Here is a 19012-nt window from a genome sequence, read left to right on the forward strand (position 1 = left end):
GCGTTGCGGTCGTGGTCGGCGAGGGGGACCAGTCATGACCCGCATCACAACGAGTGCCCGGTTCGTGGCCGGGGCTGTGATCGCCGCCGCCACGGTGGCCGCGGTCGGCGGCGGGGTGCTGTTCGACTGGATGCCGCACACCGCGGCGCCCGCGTCGGTCTCGGTGGCTCCGGCCGCCGCCGACGCCGTGCTCACCTGCGGCGGGCCGCTGCTGGCGATCGGTCGTGACGCGAAGGCCGCGTCGGGCATCGCCGTGGCCGCCGACCAGAGCGTGACCGCCGCCGCCGACGCCGCGCAGGACGTGCTGCAGATGGACGGGATCTCGGGCGAGGGGCCGCTGCGGCTGACCGCACCGGCCGAAGGCCGCACCGTGCCGATGGTGGCCGCGGCCGGCTCGGCGACCGTGTCGGCGTCGGATCTCAGCGGGTTCAGCGCCGCCGCGTGCGCCCCCGCGCTGATGGAGTCGTGGCTGGTCGGCGGGTCGACCACCACCGGCGCGTCCGACCTGGTGCTGCTGGCCAACCCCGGCTCGGTGGCCGCGACCGTCGACCTCACGTTCTACGGTGCCGACGGGGCCACCCACCCCGGCGCCGGCTCGCACCTGGTGGTCGCCCCGGGCACCGAGCAGGTGCTGCCGCTGGCCGGCCTCGGGCTGGGTGTCGAGGCGCCGGTGGTGCGGGTGAGTGCCACCGGCGCGCCCGTGCGGGCGGCGCTGCAGTCGAGCATCACCCGGGGACTGACCCCGGGCGGGGTCGCGCAGCAGGGTGCGATCGCCGCCGCGGCGACCACGCAGGTGATCACCGGTGTGCGGGTCACCGCAGCGCCCGGCGACGAGCCGACCTCGACGGTGCGTCTGCTCGCTGCGGCCGGCACGACCGAGGCGAGCATCACCGTGCTCGGTGCGCACGGCGCGACCGGCCCGGCGATGCAGGTGCCGCTGAAGGCGGACGGACCGGTCGAGGCCACGCTCGACGGCCTGGCACCCGGGGTGTACACGGTAGTGGTGACCGCCGACAAGCCCGTGGTCGCCGCGGCCTGGCAGGCGACCGGCACCGGGTCGGGCGACGACTTCGCCTGGGTCAACGCCGCGCCCGCGCTGTCGGCCGGCGACACCCTGTTCGCCGTGCCGGACGGGCCCGGCGCGCAGCTGGCGGTGACACCGGCCGGCAGCGAACCGGTGCAGGTGACGATCACGCCCTCGTCCGGCGGGTCCGGCACGACGGTGACCGTCGCGCCGGGCGAGACCACGACGATTCCGGTCGGTGCGGACGCCGGTTACACGTTGACGGCCGACGGCGCGGTGCACGCGGCGGTGACCTTCGCCGGGAAGGCCGCGCTCGCGGCGTTCCCGATCTGGCCGCAGGATGCCGCATCCGCCCCGGTCGTCGTCTACCCGCGGTAGCGGGCTCGCGGCGGGGTGCGGCCGCGCACGCTGCGCAGAACTCCTCCAATCCGCGTGGCGGGGCGTCCGGGGGCCGCGGGATTCCGGGTCGCGTCAGAGGCGGGGACGAGTTTGGAGGAGTTTTGCACCGCGCGGGTGCGTGCCCGGGGGCGGCGCGCGGAGTGGTTGCACTTTTCGCTGGGTGGTCGTGCCTTTCGCGGGGGAGGGGCTGTGGCTTTCGCGGGGTGCGGCCGCGCCCGCTGCGCAGAACTCCTCCAATCCGCGCGGTCGGGTGTCCGGCGCTCGCGGGATTCCGGGCCGCGATGAGAGGCCGGGGCTGGATGTGGAGGAGTTTTGCACCGCGCGGGTGCGTGCCCGGGGCGGCGCAGGGCCCCGGGGCATCCCGGATCAGAAGCGGAAGTAGCCGAGGCCGAGTTCCCACAGATCGCGGCCCAGGTACTCGGCGGCGGCGCGGAAGACGGCGCCTTCGATCGACACCCGCACCACGCGGTCGTCGACGTGTGGCACCTTGATCAGCCGTTCGATCGGGATGCGGTACATCACGATGCGCTTGTCATTGCGGTCGACCAGCCACCGCGGCACGCCGGCGTCGCTCGTGTGCGCGGGCGCGTCGGCGACCTCGAAGTGCACGTCGCGGAGGTCCGGCCACGCGGCGCGCAGGAACTCCGCCGCCGCCGTGACGGCCACGTCGAACCGCTCGTACCGGTTCTCGAGCGGGGGAAGCGGGGGCCGCACCACCGAGCTGCGGCCGAGGCGGCCATGGCGCCCATGCCGGTCGGGCACCGGCTGCCGCCGCGTCGGCTGGACCCTGCGCCGCATCATGCGACCAGTCTAGGCGGGCGCGTGTGGCGGTGGCGGGTGCAGGGATGCTGGGCTGTGGGCCACGGCGACTCGCCGGGCCGGAGGTCGGGGGAGGTGGAGCACCGGGCGCAGGTCGTGGGCCCCGGTGCGGGTTCGGCGGCGACCGGTGCGAGGCGGTGGCTGGGGGCGCGGCGGTGGCGGGCACAGGGCGGGGCGACCGCTACCGTGGAAGGCAAATGCGCCAGAGACTGTGCTCCAAGGTGGGATGCGCCCGCGAAGCGGTGTCGACCCTGACATACGACTATGCCGATCAGATGGCCGCGGTCGGACCGCTCGGGCGCGAGGGCGACCCGCACGCGCACGACCTGTGCCGCCAGCACACCGAGCGGCTGTCGGTTCCGCGCGGCTGGGTCGTCGTGCGCCACGAGACGCTGCAGCTGTAGCCGCGGGCACCGGCGTTTCGACTCGCTGCGCTCGCTCAAGGGCCTCGGCGTCACCGAGTACGGCGACACCGGCGGCGACGCGGTGGGCAGCCGCGGTGGCGGAGCAGCCGGTGGACATCACGCGCTCAGGAGATATCACGAGAACAGGAGACTATCCGCGAGATCTTCCTGATCTGGCGATATCTCCTGAGCTGGTGCTGGGATGCCCCGGGGCACCGGCGTTTCGACCCGCTGCGCTCGCTCAAGGGCCTCGGCGTCACCGAGTACGGCGACACCGGCGGCGGTGCGGTGGGCGGCCGCGGCGGCCAGTGGACGTCACGCGATCAGGAGATATCACGAGAACAGGAGAATGTCCGCGAGATCTTCCTGATCTGGTGATATCTCCTGATCTGGTGACGGGATTCCAGGGGCACGGGCGTTCCGACTCGCTGCGCTCGCTCCAGGGCCGCAGCGTCACCGAGTACGGCGATACCGGCGGCGGCGCGGTGGGTGGCAGCGGCGGCAGTGGACGTCACGCGCTCAGGAGATATCACGAGAACAGGAGAATGTCCGCGAGATCTTCCTGATCTGGTGATATCTCCTGATCTGGTGACGGGGAAGCGGCGCAGGCCGGACGCGACGCAGGGGCGGGGCGGCGCAGGCGTGGGACAATGGGCGGATGCCGACTGACACGCCCGAGGCTCACGCACGCCCGCTCGACTACCGCGTCGCCGACCTGTCGCTGGCCGAGGCCGGCCGCCACCAGCTGCGGCTCGCGGAGAACGAGATGCCCGGCCTCATGGCGTTGCGCGCGGAGTTCGCGGCATCCCAGCCGCTGAAAGGCGCCCGCATCGCCGGGTCGCTGCACATGACGGTGCAGACCGCGGTGCTCATCGAGACCCTCGTCGCCCTCGGCGCGCAGGTGCGCTGGGCCAGCTGCAACATCTTCTCCACCCAAGACGAGGCCGCCGCGGCCGTCGTCGTCGGCCCCGACGGCACCGTCACCGAGCCGCGCGGCGTGCCCGTGTTCGCCTGGAAGGGCGAGACCCTCGCCGAGTACTGGGAGTGCGCCGACCGCATCTTCGACTGGTCGGCCGAAGGCTTCGACGGCCCCAACCTCATCCTCGACGACGGCGGCGACGCCACCCTGCTCGTACACAAGGGCGTCGAGTGCGAGAAGGCGGGGCAGGTGCCGGATGCCTCGGCCTCCGACTCCGCGGAACACCGGGTCATCCTCGACCTGCTGCGGCGCAGTCTCGCCCGCGACCCGCAGCGGTTCACCCGCATCGCCGAGGGCCTGCTCGGCGTGACCGAAGAGACCACGACCGGGGTGCACCGCCTGTACGAGCTCGCGGCATCCGGCGAACTGCTCGTTCCCGCGATCAACGTCAACGACTCGGTCACCAAGTCGAAGTTCGACAACATCTACGGCATCCGCCATTCGCTGCCCGACGGCATCAACCGCGCCACCGACGTGCTCATCGGCGGCAAGGTCGCCTTCGTCGTCGGCTACGGCGACGTCGGCAAGGGCGCCGCCGAGGCGCTGCGCGGGCAGGGCGCCCGCGTGATCGTCGGCGAGATCGACCCGATCTGCGCGCTTCAGGCCGCGATGGACGGCTTTCAGGTCGCGCGCCTGGACGACGTGATCGACCAGGTCGACATCCTCATCACCGGAACCGGCAACACCCACGTCGTCACGCTCGAGCACCTGCTGGGACTGAAGCACCTGGCCATCGTCGGCAACGTCGGCCACTTCGACGACGAGATCGACATGGCCGGGCTCGAGTCGCTGCCGGGCGCCGAGAAGATCGAGATCAAGCCGCAGGTGCACGAGTGGCGCCTGCCGAGCGGCCGCAGCATCCTGGTGCTGTCGGAGGGTCGGCTGCTGAACCTCGGCAACGCCACCGGGCACCCGTCGTTCGTGATGAGCGCCTCGTTCACCAACCAGGTGCTCGGCCAGATCGAACTGTTCACCCGCACCGACCAGTACCCGGTCGGGGTGTACACGCTGCCGAAGATCCTCGACGAGAAGGTCGCCCGGCTGCACCTGGACGCCCTCGGCGTGAAGCTCACCACCCTCACCGACGAGCAGGCCGCCTACCTGGGCGTGCCCGTCGAGGGACCATACAAGCTCGACCACTACCGGTACTGAGGCGCGGAGGCCAGCCGACGTGAGCGCGCACTCCCGGCCGCGCCGAGCCACCGTCGGCGACGCCGCCGCACAGCTGAACCTCACGCCCATCGTGCTCGACGCGGCACGGGCCGAGCGCACCTACGGCCGGGTCATGCTCATCGAAGACCTGCCCGAGACCGACGCCACGGGCGCCATCGTGCTCGGCTCCGGCATCCGGGATGCCACGGCCCTGGCCGCTGCTCTGGCTGCGCTCGCCGCCACCGACGCCGCCGCACTCGTGGTGCGCGAGACGGTGCCGCGCGGCGATGCCGCCCGCCAGGCGCTGTCGGACGCGGCGGTCGCCGTGCTCGGCGCGCCCGCCGACACCGACTGGCTGCGGCTGGCGTCGTACCTGACCGAAGAGCCCTCGCCGCTGCACTACGGCGTCGACGCCGACCGTGGCACCACCTCAGACCTGTTCGACCTGGCCAACTCGCTGTCGGCGGTGCTGGGCGGGCCCATCACCATCGAGAACGGTGTGGGCCGCATCCTGGCGTTCTCGGCCGACCAGGCCCGCGGCGACGAAGCCCGCAAACAGAGCGTGCTCGGCCACCAGGTGCCCCGCACCTACACCGACCTGCTGCGGGCGACGGGCGCGCTGCGCCGCATCGACACCTCGGATGAACCCGTCTACATCGACGATCTGGCCCCCGACATCCTGCCCCGCCTCGCCTTGCGCATCCGCGCGGGCGCGCAGACCCTCGGCTCGATCTGGGCGATCGTCGACGGGCCGCCCACGCCGCTGCAGCGCAGCGCCCTCGTCGAGGCCGCCGCCGCGGCATCCATCTCACTGTTCCGGCAGCAGGCCAGCACCGACGCCGTGCGCCGGCTGCGGGTCAACGAGGTGCTCAACCTGCTCGACGGGGGAGTGCGCGCCAAAGAGGCCGCCGAACGGCTCGGCTACCGCGCCGTGGCCACATCGGTACTCGCCGCCACCCACCCCGGGCACGACACCGACGAGGCCGCACCGGGGGATGCCGCCGCCGAACTGCAACGCCTGGCCGACGCGCTCGGGCTGTACCTGAACCAGCTGCATCCGCTCTCGGTCGTGGCCCCCGTCGCCGGCGTGGTCTACGCGATCCTGCCGCACGAGCACGACCAGCCGCCCGACACGTTCGCGCAGCGGATCGCCACCGCCTTCGCCGAACGGTTCCGCCACGGCCGGCCGGTGCTCATCGGCGTCGGCGACGCGACCGCCGACATCACCCAGCTGCAGCAGGCCCGCAGTCAGGCCGACCGCGCCCTGCGCGTGCTGCTGCACACCTACCGCGACGCCCGCTCACGGTGCGTGGTCGGCGCCGACGAGGTGCGCATCGAATCGCTGCTGCTGCGGCTGTCGGATGCCCTGGCCGCCGAACGCGAGCCGCTGCGCGGGCCGCTGGCCGCACTGCGTGACCACGACGCCGCGCACGGCACCGCCTACGTGGTCACCCTGGCCGCCTGGCTCGACGCGTTCGGCGACATCGGGCGCGCCGCCGCGGCCTGCCATGTGCACGCGAACACGTTCCGCTACCGGCTGCAGCGGCTGCAGGAGATCGCCGGAGTCGATCTCGACGACCCCGAGGCCCGGTTCGGGCTGATGCTCCAGCTGCGGCTGTTCCCGGCCCCGCCCCGCTGAAGCGGCCGCCGGCGCGCCCGGCGCGCTATCGACTCAGGTGCGTCACCGCAGTGCAGCTGCCGGCCGGGCGCGCTGCCCACCCGGGCACGTTGCCGAGCCCGGGCGCCTCGCCGCCCCTGGCACGTCACCGACCCGTGCATTTGTGCGACTGCACAAAGCACAGCGTCGTGTTCGGAGAATCGCACGAAGCATCCGGTCGCCGTCTGCGCTTGAGTGGAGCGAGCGGGCGACGTGGCCCGCCCACCCGACCCATGACCAGGAGGCCCCCATGCGGTCCCGACTCCTTTCCGCCCTTGCGCTCGCCGGCGTCGCAAGCCTCGCCCTGTCGGCGTGCGCGGCCGGCGGCGCCCCCGCCGCGCCGCAGGGAAAGCCCGCCGTCGACGGCACGTTCACGCTCGCGCTGAACGCCGACCCCGGCACGCTCAACCCGCTGCTGACCGCCAACACCCCGACCCACGCGATGGCCCAGATCGCGTACGACTACCTCGTGTACGTCGACCCCGAAACCGCCAAGGTCGGCCCCTGGCTGGCCGAGAAGTGGAAAGAGACGCCCTCGTCGGTCAGCTACACCATCCGCGACGGCATCACCTGCGCCGACGGCTCGCCGCTGACCGCACAGACCGTCGCCGACAACATCGCGTTCGTCACCGACGAGAAGAACGGCTCGGCCCTGCGCGGCGTGTACGTGCCCGCCGATGCCACCGCCAGCGTCGACGGGCAGACGGTGACGATCTCGACCCCGAAGCCGTCGCCGTTCCTGCTGATGAACACGTCGCGGCTGCCGATCCTGTGCGAGGCGGGGCTGAAAGACCCGGATGCCGCCGCCAAGGGCTCGACCGGATCCGGCCCGTTCACGCTCAGCGAGTCGGTGCCCAACGACCACTACACGTTCACCCGTCGCGCCGACTACTCGTGGGGCCCGGACGACACGACCGCCAAGACCGCCGGATTGCCCAAGACCGTCGTCGTGAAGATCATCACCAACGAGTCGACCGCCGCCAACCAGCTGCTGGCCGGCGAGGTCAGCGCCGCCACGATCGAAGGCGACGACCAGGCGCGCCTGGACTCGGCGGGACTGACGACCGTATCGCGCAGCCGCATCGCGGGCGAGATGTACTTCAACCACGGCACCGTCACCGGTGACAAGGCCGTGCGCACCGCGCTCGTGCAGGCGCTGAACCTCGCCGACCTCGCCAAGGTGATCACCGGCGGTCGCGGCGGCCCGGCCACGGGCCTGGTCACCACCGACCCGCGCGCCTGCGTCGACGACACCGTGTCGGGCAACCTGCCCTCGTTCGACACCGCGGCCGCCGCCGCCGCGCTCGACAAGGCGGGCTGGACGCTCGGCTCCGACGGCATCCGTCACAAGGACGGCACCCCGCTGACCGTGCGGTTCTTCTACGACTCGCTGGGCGACACCTACGATGCCGCCGCCGACCTGGCGCAGCAGGCGTGGACGAAGCTCGGCGCCAAGGTCGAGATGACCTCGGGCGACGGCAACAAGGCCGTCGAGGCGCTGCTCAGCGGCAAGAACAACTCCGGCTGGGACGTCGCCTGGGAGCCGCTGTACGTCAACCTGCCGAGCATGCTCACCCCGTTCTTCTCGGGGCCGGCCCCGGCGAAGGGCCTGAACTTCTCGCAGATCGACAACCCCGATTACGACGCCGCGGTCGCCAAGGCGACGAACGAGGTCGGCGCGGCCTCCTGCGCCACGTGGGCGCAGGCCGAGAAGGCTCTGTTCGCGCAGACCGACGTGGTGCCGTTCGCGAACGCCGTCGCCAAGACCTACTTCTCGCACGCCGGTCTGGCGTTCGGCAACACGTTCGTCGGGTCGGCGCTGCGCGTCTTCGAGTGAGAAGCCGATGACCGCCACCGAACTGGCCACCCTGCCCCGCCCGCGGCTGCGCGCCGCGGGCGGCGGCTGGGCGATGTTCCTGCTGCGCCGGCTCGGCACGTTCGTGCTCTCGCTGTGGGGACTGGTGACCGCGGCGTTCCTCATGCTGCAGGTGATCCCCGGCGACCCGGCCCGCCTCGCGGTGGGCATGAACGCCCCGGTCGCGCTGGTCGAAGCCACCCGGCACCAGCTCGGTCTCGACCTGCCGTTGCCGGTGCAGTACCTGCGCTTCATCGGCGGGCTGCTCACCGGCGACCCGGGTGACTCGATCGCGCTGCACCAGCCGGTGCTCGACGTGATCGGTTCACGACTGCCGGCCACCCTCGAGCTCGCGTTCATCACGATCGTGGTGGTGATCGTGGTGGCCGTGCCCACCGGTCTGCTGTTCGCCGCGATCAGCCGCGGTGGCCGCCACCGCCTGGTCGACCTCGGCTACACGACCGTGTCGGGGGTGCTCGCGGTCGTCCCCGAGTTCCTGCTCGGGGTGGGCCTGGTGTACGTGTTCGCGGTCGCCACCCACCTGCTGCCGGTGGCCGGTCGCACCGGCCCCGCCAGCTACGTGCTGCCCGTCGCGGCGCTGGCCATCGGCGCGATCGCGCTGCTGTCGCGCATCGTGCGCGCCGAGGCGCTCACCGTGCTCGACGCCGACTACATGCGCACCGCCCGCGCCAAGCGCATGCCCGCCCGGCTGCTGTACCTGCGGCACGCCCTGCCGAACCTGCTCACCGCCACCTTGACCATGTCGGCCATCATCCTCGGCAGCCTCATCGCCGGCACCGTGCTCGTCGAGAGCATCTTCGCCTGGCCGGGCCTCGGCCAGACGCTGGTGTCGTCGATCACCGACAAGGACTACCCCCTCGCACAGACCCTCGTCGTCGTCTACGGCGGAATCGTGCTGCTCATCCACTTCGTGGTCGACGTCGTGCTCTCGCTCGTCGACCCGCGTTCCACGATCCGGGAGGCCTGACATGGCCGCATGGCGCACCCCGCTCGGCATCTTCTCGGCCGTGGGCCTTCTCGTCCTTGTGTTCTTCGCCGTGTTCGGCCCGATCATCTGGGGCGCACAGGCCGTCGCCTCCGACCCCGGCGCGTTGTCGCAGGGCCCGAGTGCCGCGCACCTGCTGGGCACGGATGCCGCCGGCCGTGACGTGCTGGCCCGTACCTTCACCGCGACCCGGCTGAGCGTGCTGATGGCGCTCGGCGCGGTCGCCATCGGCGTTGTGCTGGGCGTCGTGATCGGCACCCTGCCCGCGCTCGTGCCGCGCTGGGCGGGCCGGATCGTGGTCGCCTTCGTCAACTTCGCGATCGCGTTCCCCGGGCTGCTGCTGGCGATCTTCCTGCTCATCGTGCTCGGCAAGGGCGCAGGTCCCGCCGTGCTGGCCGTCGGCCTCGCGATCGCCCCCGCGTTCGCCCGCCTCACGCACACCCTCACCGCGTCGGTGGCCGGCCGCGAGTACATCGACGCCGCCCGGGTGCTGGGCGTGTCGCGGCTGCAGCTGCTCGGCCGTCACATCCTGCCGAACATCCGCGAGCCGCTGATCGTCAACGCGTCCATCTCGCTGGGCACCGGGCTCATCGCGTTTGCGGGCCTCTCGTTCCTCGGTCTGGGCATCCAGCCCCCGCAGTTCGACTGGGGGCGGATGCTGAACGAAGGACTGTCGCGCATCTACGTCAACCCCGCCACCGCGCTGGCCCCCGGCATCGCCGTCGTGTTCGCCGGGCTCGTGTTCACCATGCTCGGTGAGACCATCGCCCGCAGCACCGGGGTCAGCCGGTTGCGACGGATGCCGCGTGCCCGTGCCGCCGCTCTCGCACCGGGCGGATCCGTGCCCGAGCCGGGCGACACCGAGGCCGTGCTCGACGTGCAGCACCTGGTGGTCACCGTGCCGGGGACGGACGGGCCCACCCAGGCCGTGCGCGACGTGTCGTTCCGGGTCGCACCCGGTGAGGCGGTGGGCATCGTCGGCGAGTCGGGGTCGGGCAAGAGCCTCACCTGTCACGCGATCGCCGAGCTGACCGAGCCGACCGTGCAGGTCGAGGCATCCCTCATCAGATTCGCCGGAACCGACCTGCGCCGCGGCGCCCGGCCCGCACCCGGGCTGTCGGCGCGCGCCCGCGCGAGGTTGCTGGGCACCCGCCTGGCCCTCGTCTTCCAAGACCCGATGTCGTCGCTGAACCCCGCGCTGCGCGTGGGCGCACAGGTCGCCGAGATCGGCTGGCTGCACGAAGGACTGAGCCACCGGCAGGCGCTGCGCAAGGCGGTGCAGCGGCTGGGGGATGTGCGCATCCCCGATCCCGAGCGGCGGGCCCGTCAGCTGCCGCACGAGTTCTCGGGCGGCATGCGCCAGCGCGCCATGATCGCCATGGGCCTGGTGGGCACACCGTCGCTCATCATCGCCGACGAACCCACGACGGCACTGGATGTCACCGTGCAGCGCGACGTGCTGCAGCTGCTGCACGACGTGCGTGAGTCCACCGGCGCCGCGCTGCTGCTCATCTCGCACGACATGGCCGTCGTCACCGGGGTGTGTTCGCGCCTGCTCGTCATGTACCACGGGCGCATCGTCGAAGACATCGCCACCGCCGACCTGGTCGCCGGGCGCGCCCAGCACCCGTACACCCGCGCGTTGCTGGCCGCCGTGCCCACCATGCAGACCCCGCGCGATGAGCCGTTGGCCACCATCGGCGACACCGACCGGGCCGCGTTCGCCGACGTCGAGGTGGTGCACTCATGACCGGTCTGGTTCTGCAGGATGTGCACGTGCGCTTCGGCCACGGCGCCGGCGCCTTCCACGCCGTCCGCGGCGTCAGCCTGACGGTGGCCGACGGTGAGGTCACGGGCCTCGTCGGCGAATCCGGGTCGGGCAAGTCCACCCTGGCCCGCGCCGTCGTCGGACTCGTCGAGCCCAGTGACGGCCGCATCCTCGCCGACAGCGTCGACCTCGTGCGCGCCCGTGGTGACGCCGCCCGCCTGCGCCGCCGCATCCAGATGATCTTCCAAGACCCGTCGGCATGCCTCGACCCGCGCATGAGCATCGGCGACTCCATCGCCGAGGCGATCCGGGCCGCCGCCCGCCGCGAGAAGACCGGCGCGCCCTCGCGACGACAGTGCCGCGACGAGGTCGCACGGCTGCTGCAGACCGTGCAGATCGACCCGGCACGCGCCGACGCCGCCCCCGCCACGCTGTCGGGCGGGCAACGCCAGCGCGTCGCCATCGCCCGGGCGCTGGCCGCCCGCCCCGCGGTGCTGCTGGCCGACGAGATCACCTCGGCGCTCGACGTGTCGGTGCAGGGCGCCGTGCTCAACCTGCTGCTGGCGCTGCAGCGCGAACTCGGCCTGACCATGCTGTTCGTCAGCCACAACCTCGCCGTCGTGCGCTACGTGTGCGACCGCATCGCCGTCATGCGCGCCGGCGAGATCGTCGAGTCCGGCGCCGCACTCGACGTGATCGACCGCCCGCAGCACGACTACACCCGCGACCTGATCGCCGCCATTCCACGACTCGGGGAGACGATGTTCGAATGACCGCCCAGACCACCCGCCCGGCTCGCATCGACGACTACCTCGACGTGGTGGTGCCGGCATCTCCGGTCACCCGCGCCGACGGCACCACCGTGTTCACCCTGACCGGTGCCGACCGGGCCGCCGACCGCGCCACCAGCGAGCTGTGGCTCGTGCCCGCCGACGGGCCCGCCCGGCGGCTCACCACCGGCCCCGGCGACACCGCGCCGACCTGGAACCCGGTCACCGGCGACATCGTGTTCCTGCGGGAGGATGCCGCCGGCCGCCCCCAGGTGCATGTGATCACCGCCGACGGAGCCGAGGCCCGCGCCCTGACCACGTTGCCGCACGGTGCCGGCGCGCCGGTCGTCTCGCCGGACGGACGCCGGGTCGCATTCGCCGCCCCCGTCGACCGCGGCAGCGGTGACCCGCTGGTCGCCCGCGGCCTGTCGTACAAGGTCGACGGGGCCGGGCTCCGTAACCGGCTGCGCACCCACCTGTTCGAACTCGCACTCGACACGGGCGTGCTCACCCGCCTCACCGACGGCGACTGGGATGCCTCGGAACCCGCGTACGCGCCCGACGGCACCACACTGGCGTTCTCCGCCGCGATCACGCGCGACGAACAGCTCGGCCTGCGCAGCCGGGTGCGGCTGCTCGACCTGGGAGTCCCCACCTTCCCGATCACCACGGTCGGCTCCGCCGCGGCCGTGCACGCGCCGCTGGCGTTCACCCCCGACGGCACCGGCGTGCTCGCCGTCGGCGCCGCCGAGCCCGGCATCCGCCACGCCGGCCTCTGGCTGCTGCCGCTGGACGGTGCCGGCGACCTGTGCCTGACGGCATCCCTCGACCGCAACGTCATGCCGGGTGGCACCGGCTATCCGGGCGGACGCCCCGCCGTCACCGACGACGGCACCGTGGTGTTCTGCCTGCGTGAGGGCGGGTCCACGCACGTGTGGGCGACCGATCTGACCGGTGCGGCGCCGCGTCCGGTCGTCATCGGCGAGCAGACCGTCGTCTCGGGGCTGGCGGTCGCCGCCGGCCGGGTGCGCGTCGTGCGCGCGGATGCCACCGGCTTCGGCGAGCTCGTGGAGTACCCCCTGCACGGCCCCGGCGAACCGCGCGTGCTCACCGACGCCGGTGCCCGCACGGCCGGGATCGACTTTCCGCGTTACCGGTCGCGCCACTTCACCATCTCGGACGGCACCGTCGTCGAGGCCTTCCTCGCCGAACCGGCCGCAACCTCGCCCGACGGCACCGACTCCGAACGCACGCCGGGGCCGCTGGTGCTGGACGTGCACGGCGGGCCGCACAACGCGTGGACCGGCACCCTCACCACGATGCACCCGTACCACGCCGAGCTGGTCGCCCGCGGGTACACCGTGCTCATGGTCAACCCGCGCGGCAGCGACGGGTACGGCGAGGCGTTCTTCACCGCGGTGCACGACGGCTGGGGCGATGCCGACCTGCCCGACCTGCTCGAACCCGTCGACGCGCTGATCGCCGAGGGCGTCGCCGACCCGCGGCAACTCGTGGTCACCGGATACAGCTACGGCGGATTCATGACCGCCGCCCTCACCGCCCGTACCGACCGGTTCGCGGCGGCTGTGGCCGGCGGGCTGGTGTGCGACCTCGCACACCCGGCCGGCGACTCCGACGAGGGCATCGTGCTGCAACGGTTCGAGTTCGACCCCGACAGCGGGCGCGCCCGCGCCCTGTCGCCGCTCGAACACGTGCAGGACGTCACCGCACCCACCCTCGTGCTCCACGGCGGCGCCGACCAGCTGTGCCCGGTGCACCAGGCCGAGCAATGGCATGCCGGGCTCGTGCTTGCCGGCGTGCCGAGCGAGCTCGTGCTCTACCCGGGCGAGGCGCACGCGTTCATCCTCACCGGACGGCCCTCGCACCGGGCCGACTACAGCAGGCGCGTCGTCTCGTGGTTCGAACGCCACCTGTCACCGACCCCGGCGCGCGCCGGGATCGAACCCGCCCGGTGGCAGAACCGGCTCGAGACGATCATCGCGAAGTACTCCGTGCCCGGCGCGAGCCTGGGCATCCTCACCACCACCCGGTCGGGGCCCGAGGTGCACGTGGTCACCGCCGGGGTGCTGAACACCCGCACCGGCGCCCGGGTGCAGCCGGACTCGCTGTTCCAGATCGGCTCGATCTCGAAGGTGTGGACCGCGGTGCTCATCATGCAGCTGGTCGCCGAGGGCCGGCTCGACCTCGACGCGCCGGTGCGCGACGTGCTGCCCGAGCTTCGCGTGGCCGACGAGCACGTGGCCGCGACCGTCACCATACGCCAGCTGCTCACCCACACCTCGGGCATCGACGGCGACGTGTTCATCGACACCGGCCGCGGCGACGACACCGTCGCCCGCTACGTCGCCGCCCTCGGCGAGGTGGCCCAGAACTTCGCCCCCGGCGAGGACTGGTCGTACTGCAACACCGGATTCGTCATCCTCGGCCGCATCGTCGAGGTGTGCCGGCAGGCGGTGTGGGACGACGTGCTGCGCGAGCGCATCCTCACCCCGCTCGGCCTGGCGCACACCACCACGCTGCCCGACGACATCCTGCGCCACTCCTCGGCCGTCGGCCACGACGGGCCCGACCCGGTCACGCACGTGCTGATCACCCGCTCGGCCGGCCCCGCCGGGCTCATCAACGCCCGCGCCGAAGACGTGCTGCGGTTCGCCTACGACTCGATCAGCCCCGACCCCGTGCTGCTGGGGCGTGACGACCACGCCGCCATGCGCACCGAGCAGGGTGGCGGCCACCGCATGGGCGTGGCCGACCGGCAGGGGCTGGCGTGGATGCTGAACGACTGGGGTGGCGCGCGTGTGCACGGGCACGACGGCGGCACCATCGGCCAGCAGGCGTTCCTGCGCGTGGCCGCCGAAGCCGGCGTCGCCGCCGTGCTGCTGACCAACGGCGGGCTGATGGGTGCGGCCGCGAACGAGCTGCTCGCCGACGTGTTCGCCGAGCTCGCCGGCATCACCATGCCCGCGGCCCCGGTCCCGCTGCCCGAGTCGGCGCCCGGCGCCGACCTCGACGCGGCGGCCGCCCGCGCGCTGGAGGGCACCTACCGCGACGCCGCGGCATCCATCACCCTCACCTGGGACGGTCGTACTCTGAGCGGCACCCGCCTCGAACGGATGAACCCGACGGGCCGCGAGGAACTGGTCGCCGAGACGTCGTTCACCGTGCGCCGCGCCGCCGACGGCACGTACCTGGCCGGCACCGCCGGGTCGCCGCTGTGGGCGCAGCTGTGGCGGCGCGACCTGTCGGGCGGCACCGTGCTGCACTTCGCGGCGCGCGCGTTCCGCAAGGTCGGCGATGAGTGACCTGCGCGCGCATGCCGCCGCCCGATGCGACCGGGTCGTGGCCGACGCGCTCGCACTGATCGAGGTCGAGTCGCCGTCCGCCGACCACGCGGCCGTCGCCGCGAGCGCACGGGCGGTGGCCGCGCTCATCGAGGCACGGCTGGGCCGGGCGCCCGAGACCATCGTCGTCGACGGGGTGACGCACCTGCGGCTGACCGGCGGGGGAGCCACCCGCATCCTGCTGCTGGCCCACCACGACACGGTGTGGCCGCTGCGGACCCTCGATACCATCCCGGCACGCGTCGACGACGGGATGCTGCGCGGCCCCGGCTCGGTCGACATGAAGACCGGGCTCGTGCTCGGCATCCATGCCCTCGACCTGCTGCGGAGCCTGGAGGGCGACGCCGCCCTCGACGGCATCACGCTGCTGGTCACCGGAGACGAAGAGGTCGGCTCGGCCACCTCGCGAGAGCTCATCGAACGCGAGGCGCGCGGTGCGCGGGCCGCCCTGGTGCTCGAAGCCGGTGGCGACCGCGGCGAACTGAAGGTGCAGCGCAAGGGCACCTCGATGTATCGGATCAGCGTGCACGGCCGGGCCGCACACGCGGGGCTGGAGCCCGAACGCGGCATCAACGCGGTGGTCGGCCTCGCCGACGTCATCGGCCAGGTCGCCGCCCTGAACGACAGCGAGCCGGGCCTGACCGTCGTGCCCGCCGTGGTCGCCGGGGGCACCGCCACCAACACCGTGCCCGCCGCGGCCCACGTCGACGTGGATGTGCGTGCCGAATCGGCCGACAGTCAGCGCCGCCTCGACGAGCGCATCCGCCGCGTCGCGCCGACGCTCGCTGGTGCCACGGTCACCGTCACCGGCGGGGTGAACCGCCTGCCCCTGCAGGAGGCCGATGCGGCGGCGCTGTTCGCGCTCGCCGAGCGGGTCTCGCACGCACACGGCCTGCCCGCGCCGGTGCCGATCCGGGTCGGCGGGGCGTCGGACGGCAACTTCACGGCCGGAGTCGGCACGCCCACGCTCGACGGGCTCGGCGCCTGGGGCGGGGGAGCGCACGGCGACGACGAGCACGCCGTCGTCGCCGGGCTCGGCGACCGGCTCGCGCTGCTGGTCGGTCTGCTGCAGGCCCTGCGCGCCGAGGCGGCCGGTCGGGGCGAGCAGGTTGCGGTGCGGGATGCCGGAGGTGTCGCGTGAGCGTCGAGGTGCGCCCGCTCGACGGCCACGAGCAGCTGGCCGAGCTGGTCGCCCTGTTCGACCGGGTGTGGGGCATCCGGCCCGGCCGCACCATGCTCGACCTGGCGACCCTCATCGCATTGCGCAGCGGCGGCCACTACGCCGCCGGGGCGTTCGTCGGCGACACGATGGTGGGCGGATGCGTGGGCTTCTTCGTCGAACCGTTGGGCACCCTGCTGCATTCGCACATCGCCGGGGTGCTGCCCGCCTACGCCGGCACGGGCATCGGCCGGGCCCTGAAGGACCATCAGCGCCGGTGGTGCCTTCAGCGCGGGATCACCGGCATCCAATGGACCTTCGACCCGCTGATCGCCCGCAACGCGCACTTCAACCTGTGTACGCTCGGGGCCGTGCCCGTGCAGTACCACGTCAACCACTACGGGGTCATGGCCGACGCCATCAACGCCGGCGACGAGAGCGACCGGCTGCTGGTGCGCTGGGACCTCACGGCTCCGCAGCCGCAGCGGGCGGCGGCGGGCGCACCGACGCGCGGGTCCGCGCCGGCGTCGGTGTCGTCGGCACAGGCCGCCACGGCGTCGGCACGCCGTGACCCGGCCGCGCCGGCGTCGGCACAGACCGCCACGGCACAGGCCGCCCCGGCGCGCCGCGGCCAGGCCGCCCCGGGGTCGGCGGGCCGCGGCCAGGCCGCGCCGGGGTCGGCGGGCCGCGACCAGGCCGCGCCGGCGTCGGCACACCGCGACCAGGCCGCGGCGGCGTCGGCACAGGCCGCCACGGCACAGGCCGCCACGGCGCAGGCCGCCACGGCACAGACCGCCACGGCACAGACCGCCACGGCACCGGCCGCCATGGCACTGGCCGAGACCGCCGGACGGTCGGCCGAGACCGCCGGACGGTCGGTCGAGACCGAGGCGTGGCCGGTGCTGGCACAGACCGCCACCGGGCAGCCGGTCGCCGACACCGACGCGTGGCAGCAGCCGATCGTCGCGGTGCAGATCCCGTCCGACATCGAGCGCATGCGACTGGAAGACCCCGCGCTCGCCCGGGCGTGGCGACGGGCATTGCGCGGTGCGCTGACCCGGCTCGTGGGAACCGGGGGAGAGTCACCGTGGCATCCCGTCGGATTCGACGCCGACAACCGTTACGTCTTCACCCGGAGGATCCGATGATCATCGATTCGCTCACCGTCCGCGACCTCGCGCTGCCGCTGGTGGCGCCGTTCACCACCTCGTTCGGCACGCAGACCCGGCGGGTCACCTACCTCGTGCACGTCACCGGCACCGTGCAGACGGCCGCCGGGCGGGTGCGCACCGCCGGGTGGGGCGAGTGCGTGTCGCTGGCCGACCCGCTGTACTCGTCCGAGTACCTCGCCGGTGCGCGCGAGGTGACCGAGCGTCACCTGGTGCCGCTGCTGCAGCACGCGCAGCGCGAGGGCACCGAGATCACGGCCGAGACGGTGGCATCCGTGCTCGCCCCCGTCGTCGGGCACCCGATGGCGAAGGCCGCGCTCGAGATGGCGGTGCTCGACGCGCAACTGCGCGCACACGGCGTCTCGCTGGCGCAGTACTTCGGGGCCACCCGCACGCACGTGCCGTCGGGGGTGTCGGTGGGCATCCAGGACTCCATCGACGACCTGCTGCGCGCGGTCGGCGGATACCTCGACGCCGGCTACGTGCGCATCAAGCTCAAGATCCAGCCGGGGTGGGACCTCGAGCCGGTCGCGGCGGTGCGGCGCGCGTTCGGCGACGACGTGCCGTTGCAGGTCGACGCGAACGCCGCGTACACGTTGGTGGATGCGCGGCAGTTGCGCCGGCTCGACGACTACGGGCTGTTGCTCATCGAGCAGCCGCTGGGCGAAGACGACCTGGTGCAGCACGCGACGCTGGCGCGACAGATGAGCACACCGATCTGCCTCGACGAGTCCATCGCGTCGGCCAAGGACGCCGCCGACGCGATCACGCTGGGGGCGGCCTCGGTCATCAACATCAAGCCGGGCCGGGTGGGGGGCTACCTCGAGGCGCGCCGCATCCACGACCTCGCCCGGGCACACGGCATCGCCGTGTGGTGCGGGGGGATGCTCGAGACCGGGCTGGGCCGTGCCGCCAATGCCGCGCTGGCCGCGCTGGACGGGTTCACCCTGCCCGGCGACATCTCGGCCTCGGACCGCTTCTACACGCGCGACATCACCGAGCCGTTCGTGCTCGAGAACGGCACGATCGCGGTGCCGACCGGCCCGGGGCTGGGCGTCGAGCCGGTGCCCGAGATGCTCGACGAGCACGCCGGGCTCGTGCAGGAGCTGTGGGCGGCGTAGGGCCCCGGGGCGCGGCGCCCGGGGGGCGCGGGGCCTCGGGGCCGTGGTGCCCGGCGGCGTGGGGCCCGTTGCGCGGCGCCCGAGCGCAGGAGATATCACCGGGACAGGACGATGTCGGCCGGATTCTCCTGATGCGGTGAGATCTCCTGTGCCCGTGAGGGGCCGCCGGACGTTTCGACTCGGTCCTGCGGCCTGGCTCGACGGCCGGCGCCCGAGGGCGTGGGGCCCGTTGCGCGGCGCCCGAGCGCAGGAGATATCACCGGGACAGGACGAGGTCAAGTCCCGTGGGGTGGTGTCATTTTGGTTGCTTCCTGGGGGGGGGTCAGGCGGTGAGGTAGAGCTCGGGGCGTGTGGGTTCGGCGTGGTCG

Annotated in this window: 13 protein-coding genes; 12 read left to right on the top strand and 1 reads right to left on the bottom strand. The window is 73.1% G+C overall.

All coding sequences use genetic code 11. From position 1 onward, the window contains the following. Positions 1 to 34: 34 nt before the first annotated feature. The gene (locus H577_RS0112400; protein WP_029146216.1) at positions 35 to 1402 is read left to right on the top strand and encodes a DUF5719 family protein; all 1368 of its coding nucleotides are present in this window, start codon (positions 35 to 37) and stop codon (positions 1400 to 1402) included. Positions 1403 to 1789: 387 nt separating this feature from the next. Here H577_RS0112400 and H577_RS16445 read toward each other — a convergent pair whose 3' ends face one another. Next, positions 1790 to 2224, bottom strand: a complete 435-nt coding sequence (locus H577_RS16445; protein ID WP_029146217.1) for a hypothetical protein — start codon at positions 2222 to 2224, stop codon at positions 1790 to 1792. Positions 2225 to 2439: 215 nt separating this feature from the next. Here H577_RS16445 and H577_RS0112410 point away from each other — a divergent pair, with 215 nt between their 5' ends. The 11 genes from H577_RS0112410 to menC all read left to right on the top strand — a co-directional run bounded on the left by H577_RS0112410 (position 2440) and on the right by menC (position 18644). After that, complete coding sequence (locus H577_RS0112410) at positions 2440 to 2646, top strand: DUF3499 family protein (RefSeq protein ID WP_029146218.1); 207 nt, start codon at positions 2440 to 2442, stop codon at positions 2644 to 2646. A gap of 658 nt (positions 2647 to 3304) precedes the next feature. After that, a complete protein-coding gene (gene ahcY, locus H577_RS0112415; protein WP_029146219.1) occupies positions 3305 to 4777 on the top strand; it encodes an adenosylhomocysteinase in 1473 nt (490 codons plus the stop codon). Positions 4778 to 4796: 19 nt separating this feature from the next. Next, complete coding sequence (locus H577_RS16450; protein WP_051192008.1) at positions 4797 to 6416, top strand: PucR family transcriptional regulator; 1620 nt, start codon at positions 4797 to 4799, stop codon at positions 6414 to 6416. A gap of 268 nt (positions 6417 to 6684) precedes the next feature. Then, positions 6685 to 8271: an ABC transporter substrate-binding protein gene (locus H577_RS0112425; RefSeq protein WP_029146220.1), complete on the top strand. Its 1587-nt coding sequence runs from the start codon at positions 6685 to 6687 to the stop codon at positions 8269 to 8271. Between the two features lie 7 nt (positions 8272 to 8278). Next, a complete protein-coding gene (locus H577_RS0112430; protein ID WP_051192009.1) occupies positions 8279 to 9277 on the top strand; it encodes an ABC transporter permease in 999 nt (332 codons plus the stop codon). Between the two features lies 1 nt (position 9278). Beyond that, on the top strand, positions 9279 to 11045 hold the full coding sequence (locus H577_RS16455) for a dipeptide/oligopeptide/nickel ABC transporter permease/ATP-binding protein (protein ID WP_051192010.1): 1767 nt from the start codon (positions 9279 to 9281) through the stop codon (positions 11043 to 11045). After that, positions 11042 to 11836, top strand: coding sequence for an ABC transporter ATP-binding protein (locus H577_RS0112440; RefSeq protein WP_029146222.1), 795 nt, complete (start codon positions 11042 to 11044; stop codon positions 11834 to 11836). The genes H577_RS16455 and H577_RS0112440 overlap by 4 nt, the downstream gene beginning before the upstream one ends. Continuing rightward, positions 11833 to 15156 carry a serine hydrolase gene (locus tag H577_RS16460; protein ID WP_051192011.1) on the top strand — a complete coding sequence of 1108 codons (3324 nt, stop codon included), beginning with the start codon at positions 11833 to 11835 and terminating at the stop codon, positions 15154 to 15156. The genes H577_RS0112440 and H577_RS16460 overlap by 4 nt, the downstream gene beginning before the upstream one ends. Further along, the gene (locus H577_RS0112450) at positions 15149 to 16336 is read left to right on the top strand and encodes a M20/M25/M40 family metallo-hydrolase (protein WP_029146223.1); all 1188 of its coding nucleotides are present in this window, start codon (positions 15149 to 15151) and stop codon (positions 16334 to 16336) included. Before H577_RS16460 ends, H577_RS0112450 begins: the two co-directional genes overlap by 8 nt. Further along, entirely contained in the window at positions 16333 to 17502 is a 1170-nt protein-coding gene (locus H577_RS17125) for a GNAT family N-acetyltransferase (protein WP_051192012.1), read from the top strand. The genes H577_RS0112450 and H577_RS17125 overlap by 4 nt, the downstream gene beginning before the upstream one ends. Continuing rightward, positions 17499 to 18644, top strand: coding sequence for an o-succinylbenzoate synthase (menC, locus tag H577_RS0112465; protein WP_029146225.1), 1146 nt, complete (start codon positions 17499 to 17501; stop codon positions 18642 to 18644). The genes H577_RS17125 and menC overlap by 4 nt, the downstream gene beginning before the upstream one ends. Positions 18645 to 19012 lie beyond the last annotated feature (368 nt).

The organism is Microbacterium luticocti DSM 19459 (genome assembly GCF_000422405.1).
Taxonomy (GTDB): Bacteria; Actinomycetota; Actinomycetes; order Actinomycetales; family Microbacteriaceae; genus Microbacterium; species Microbacterium luticocti.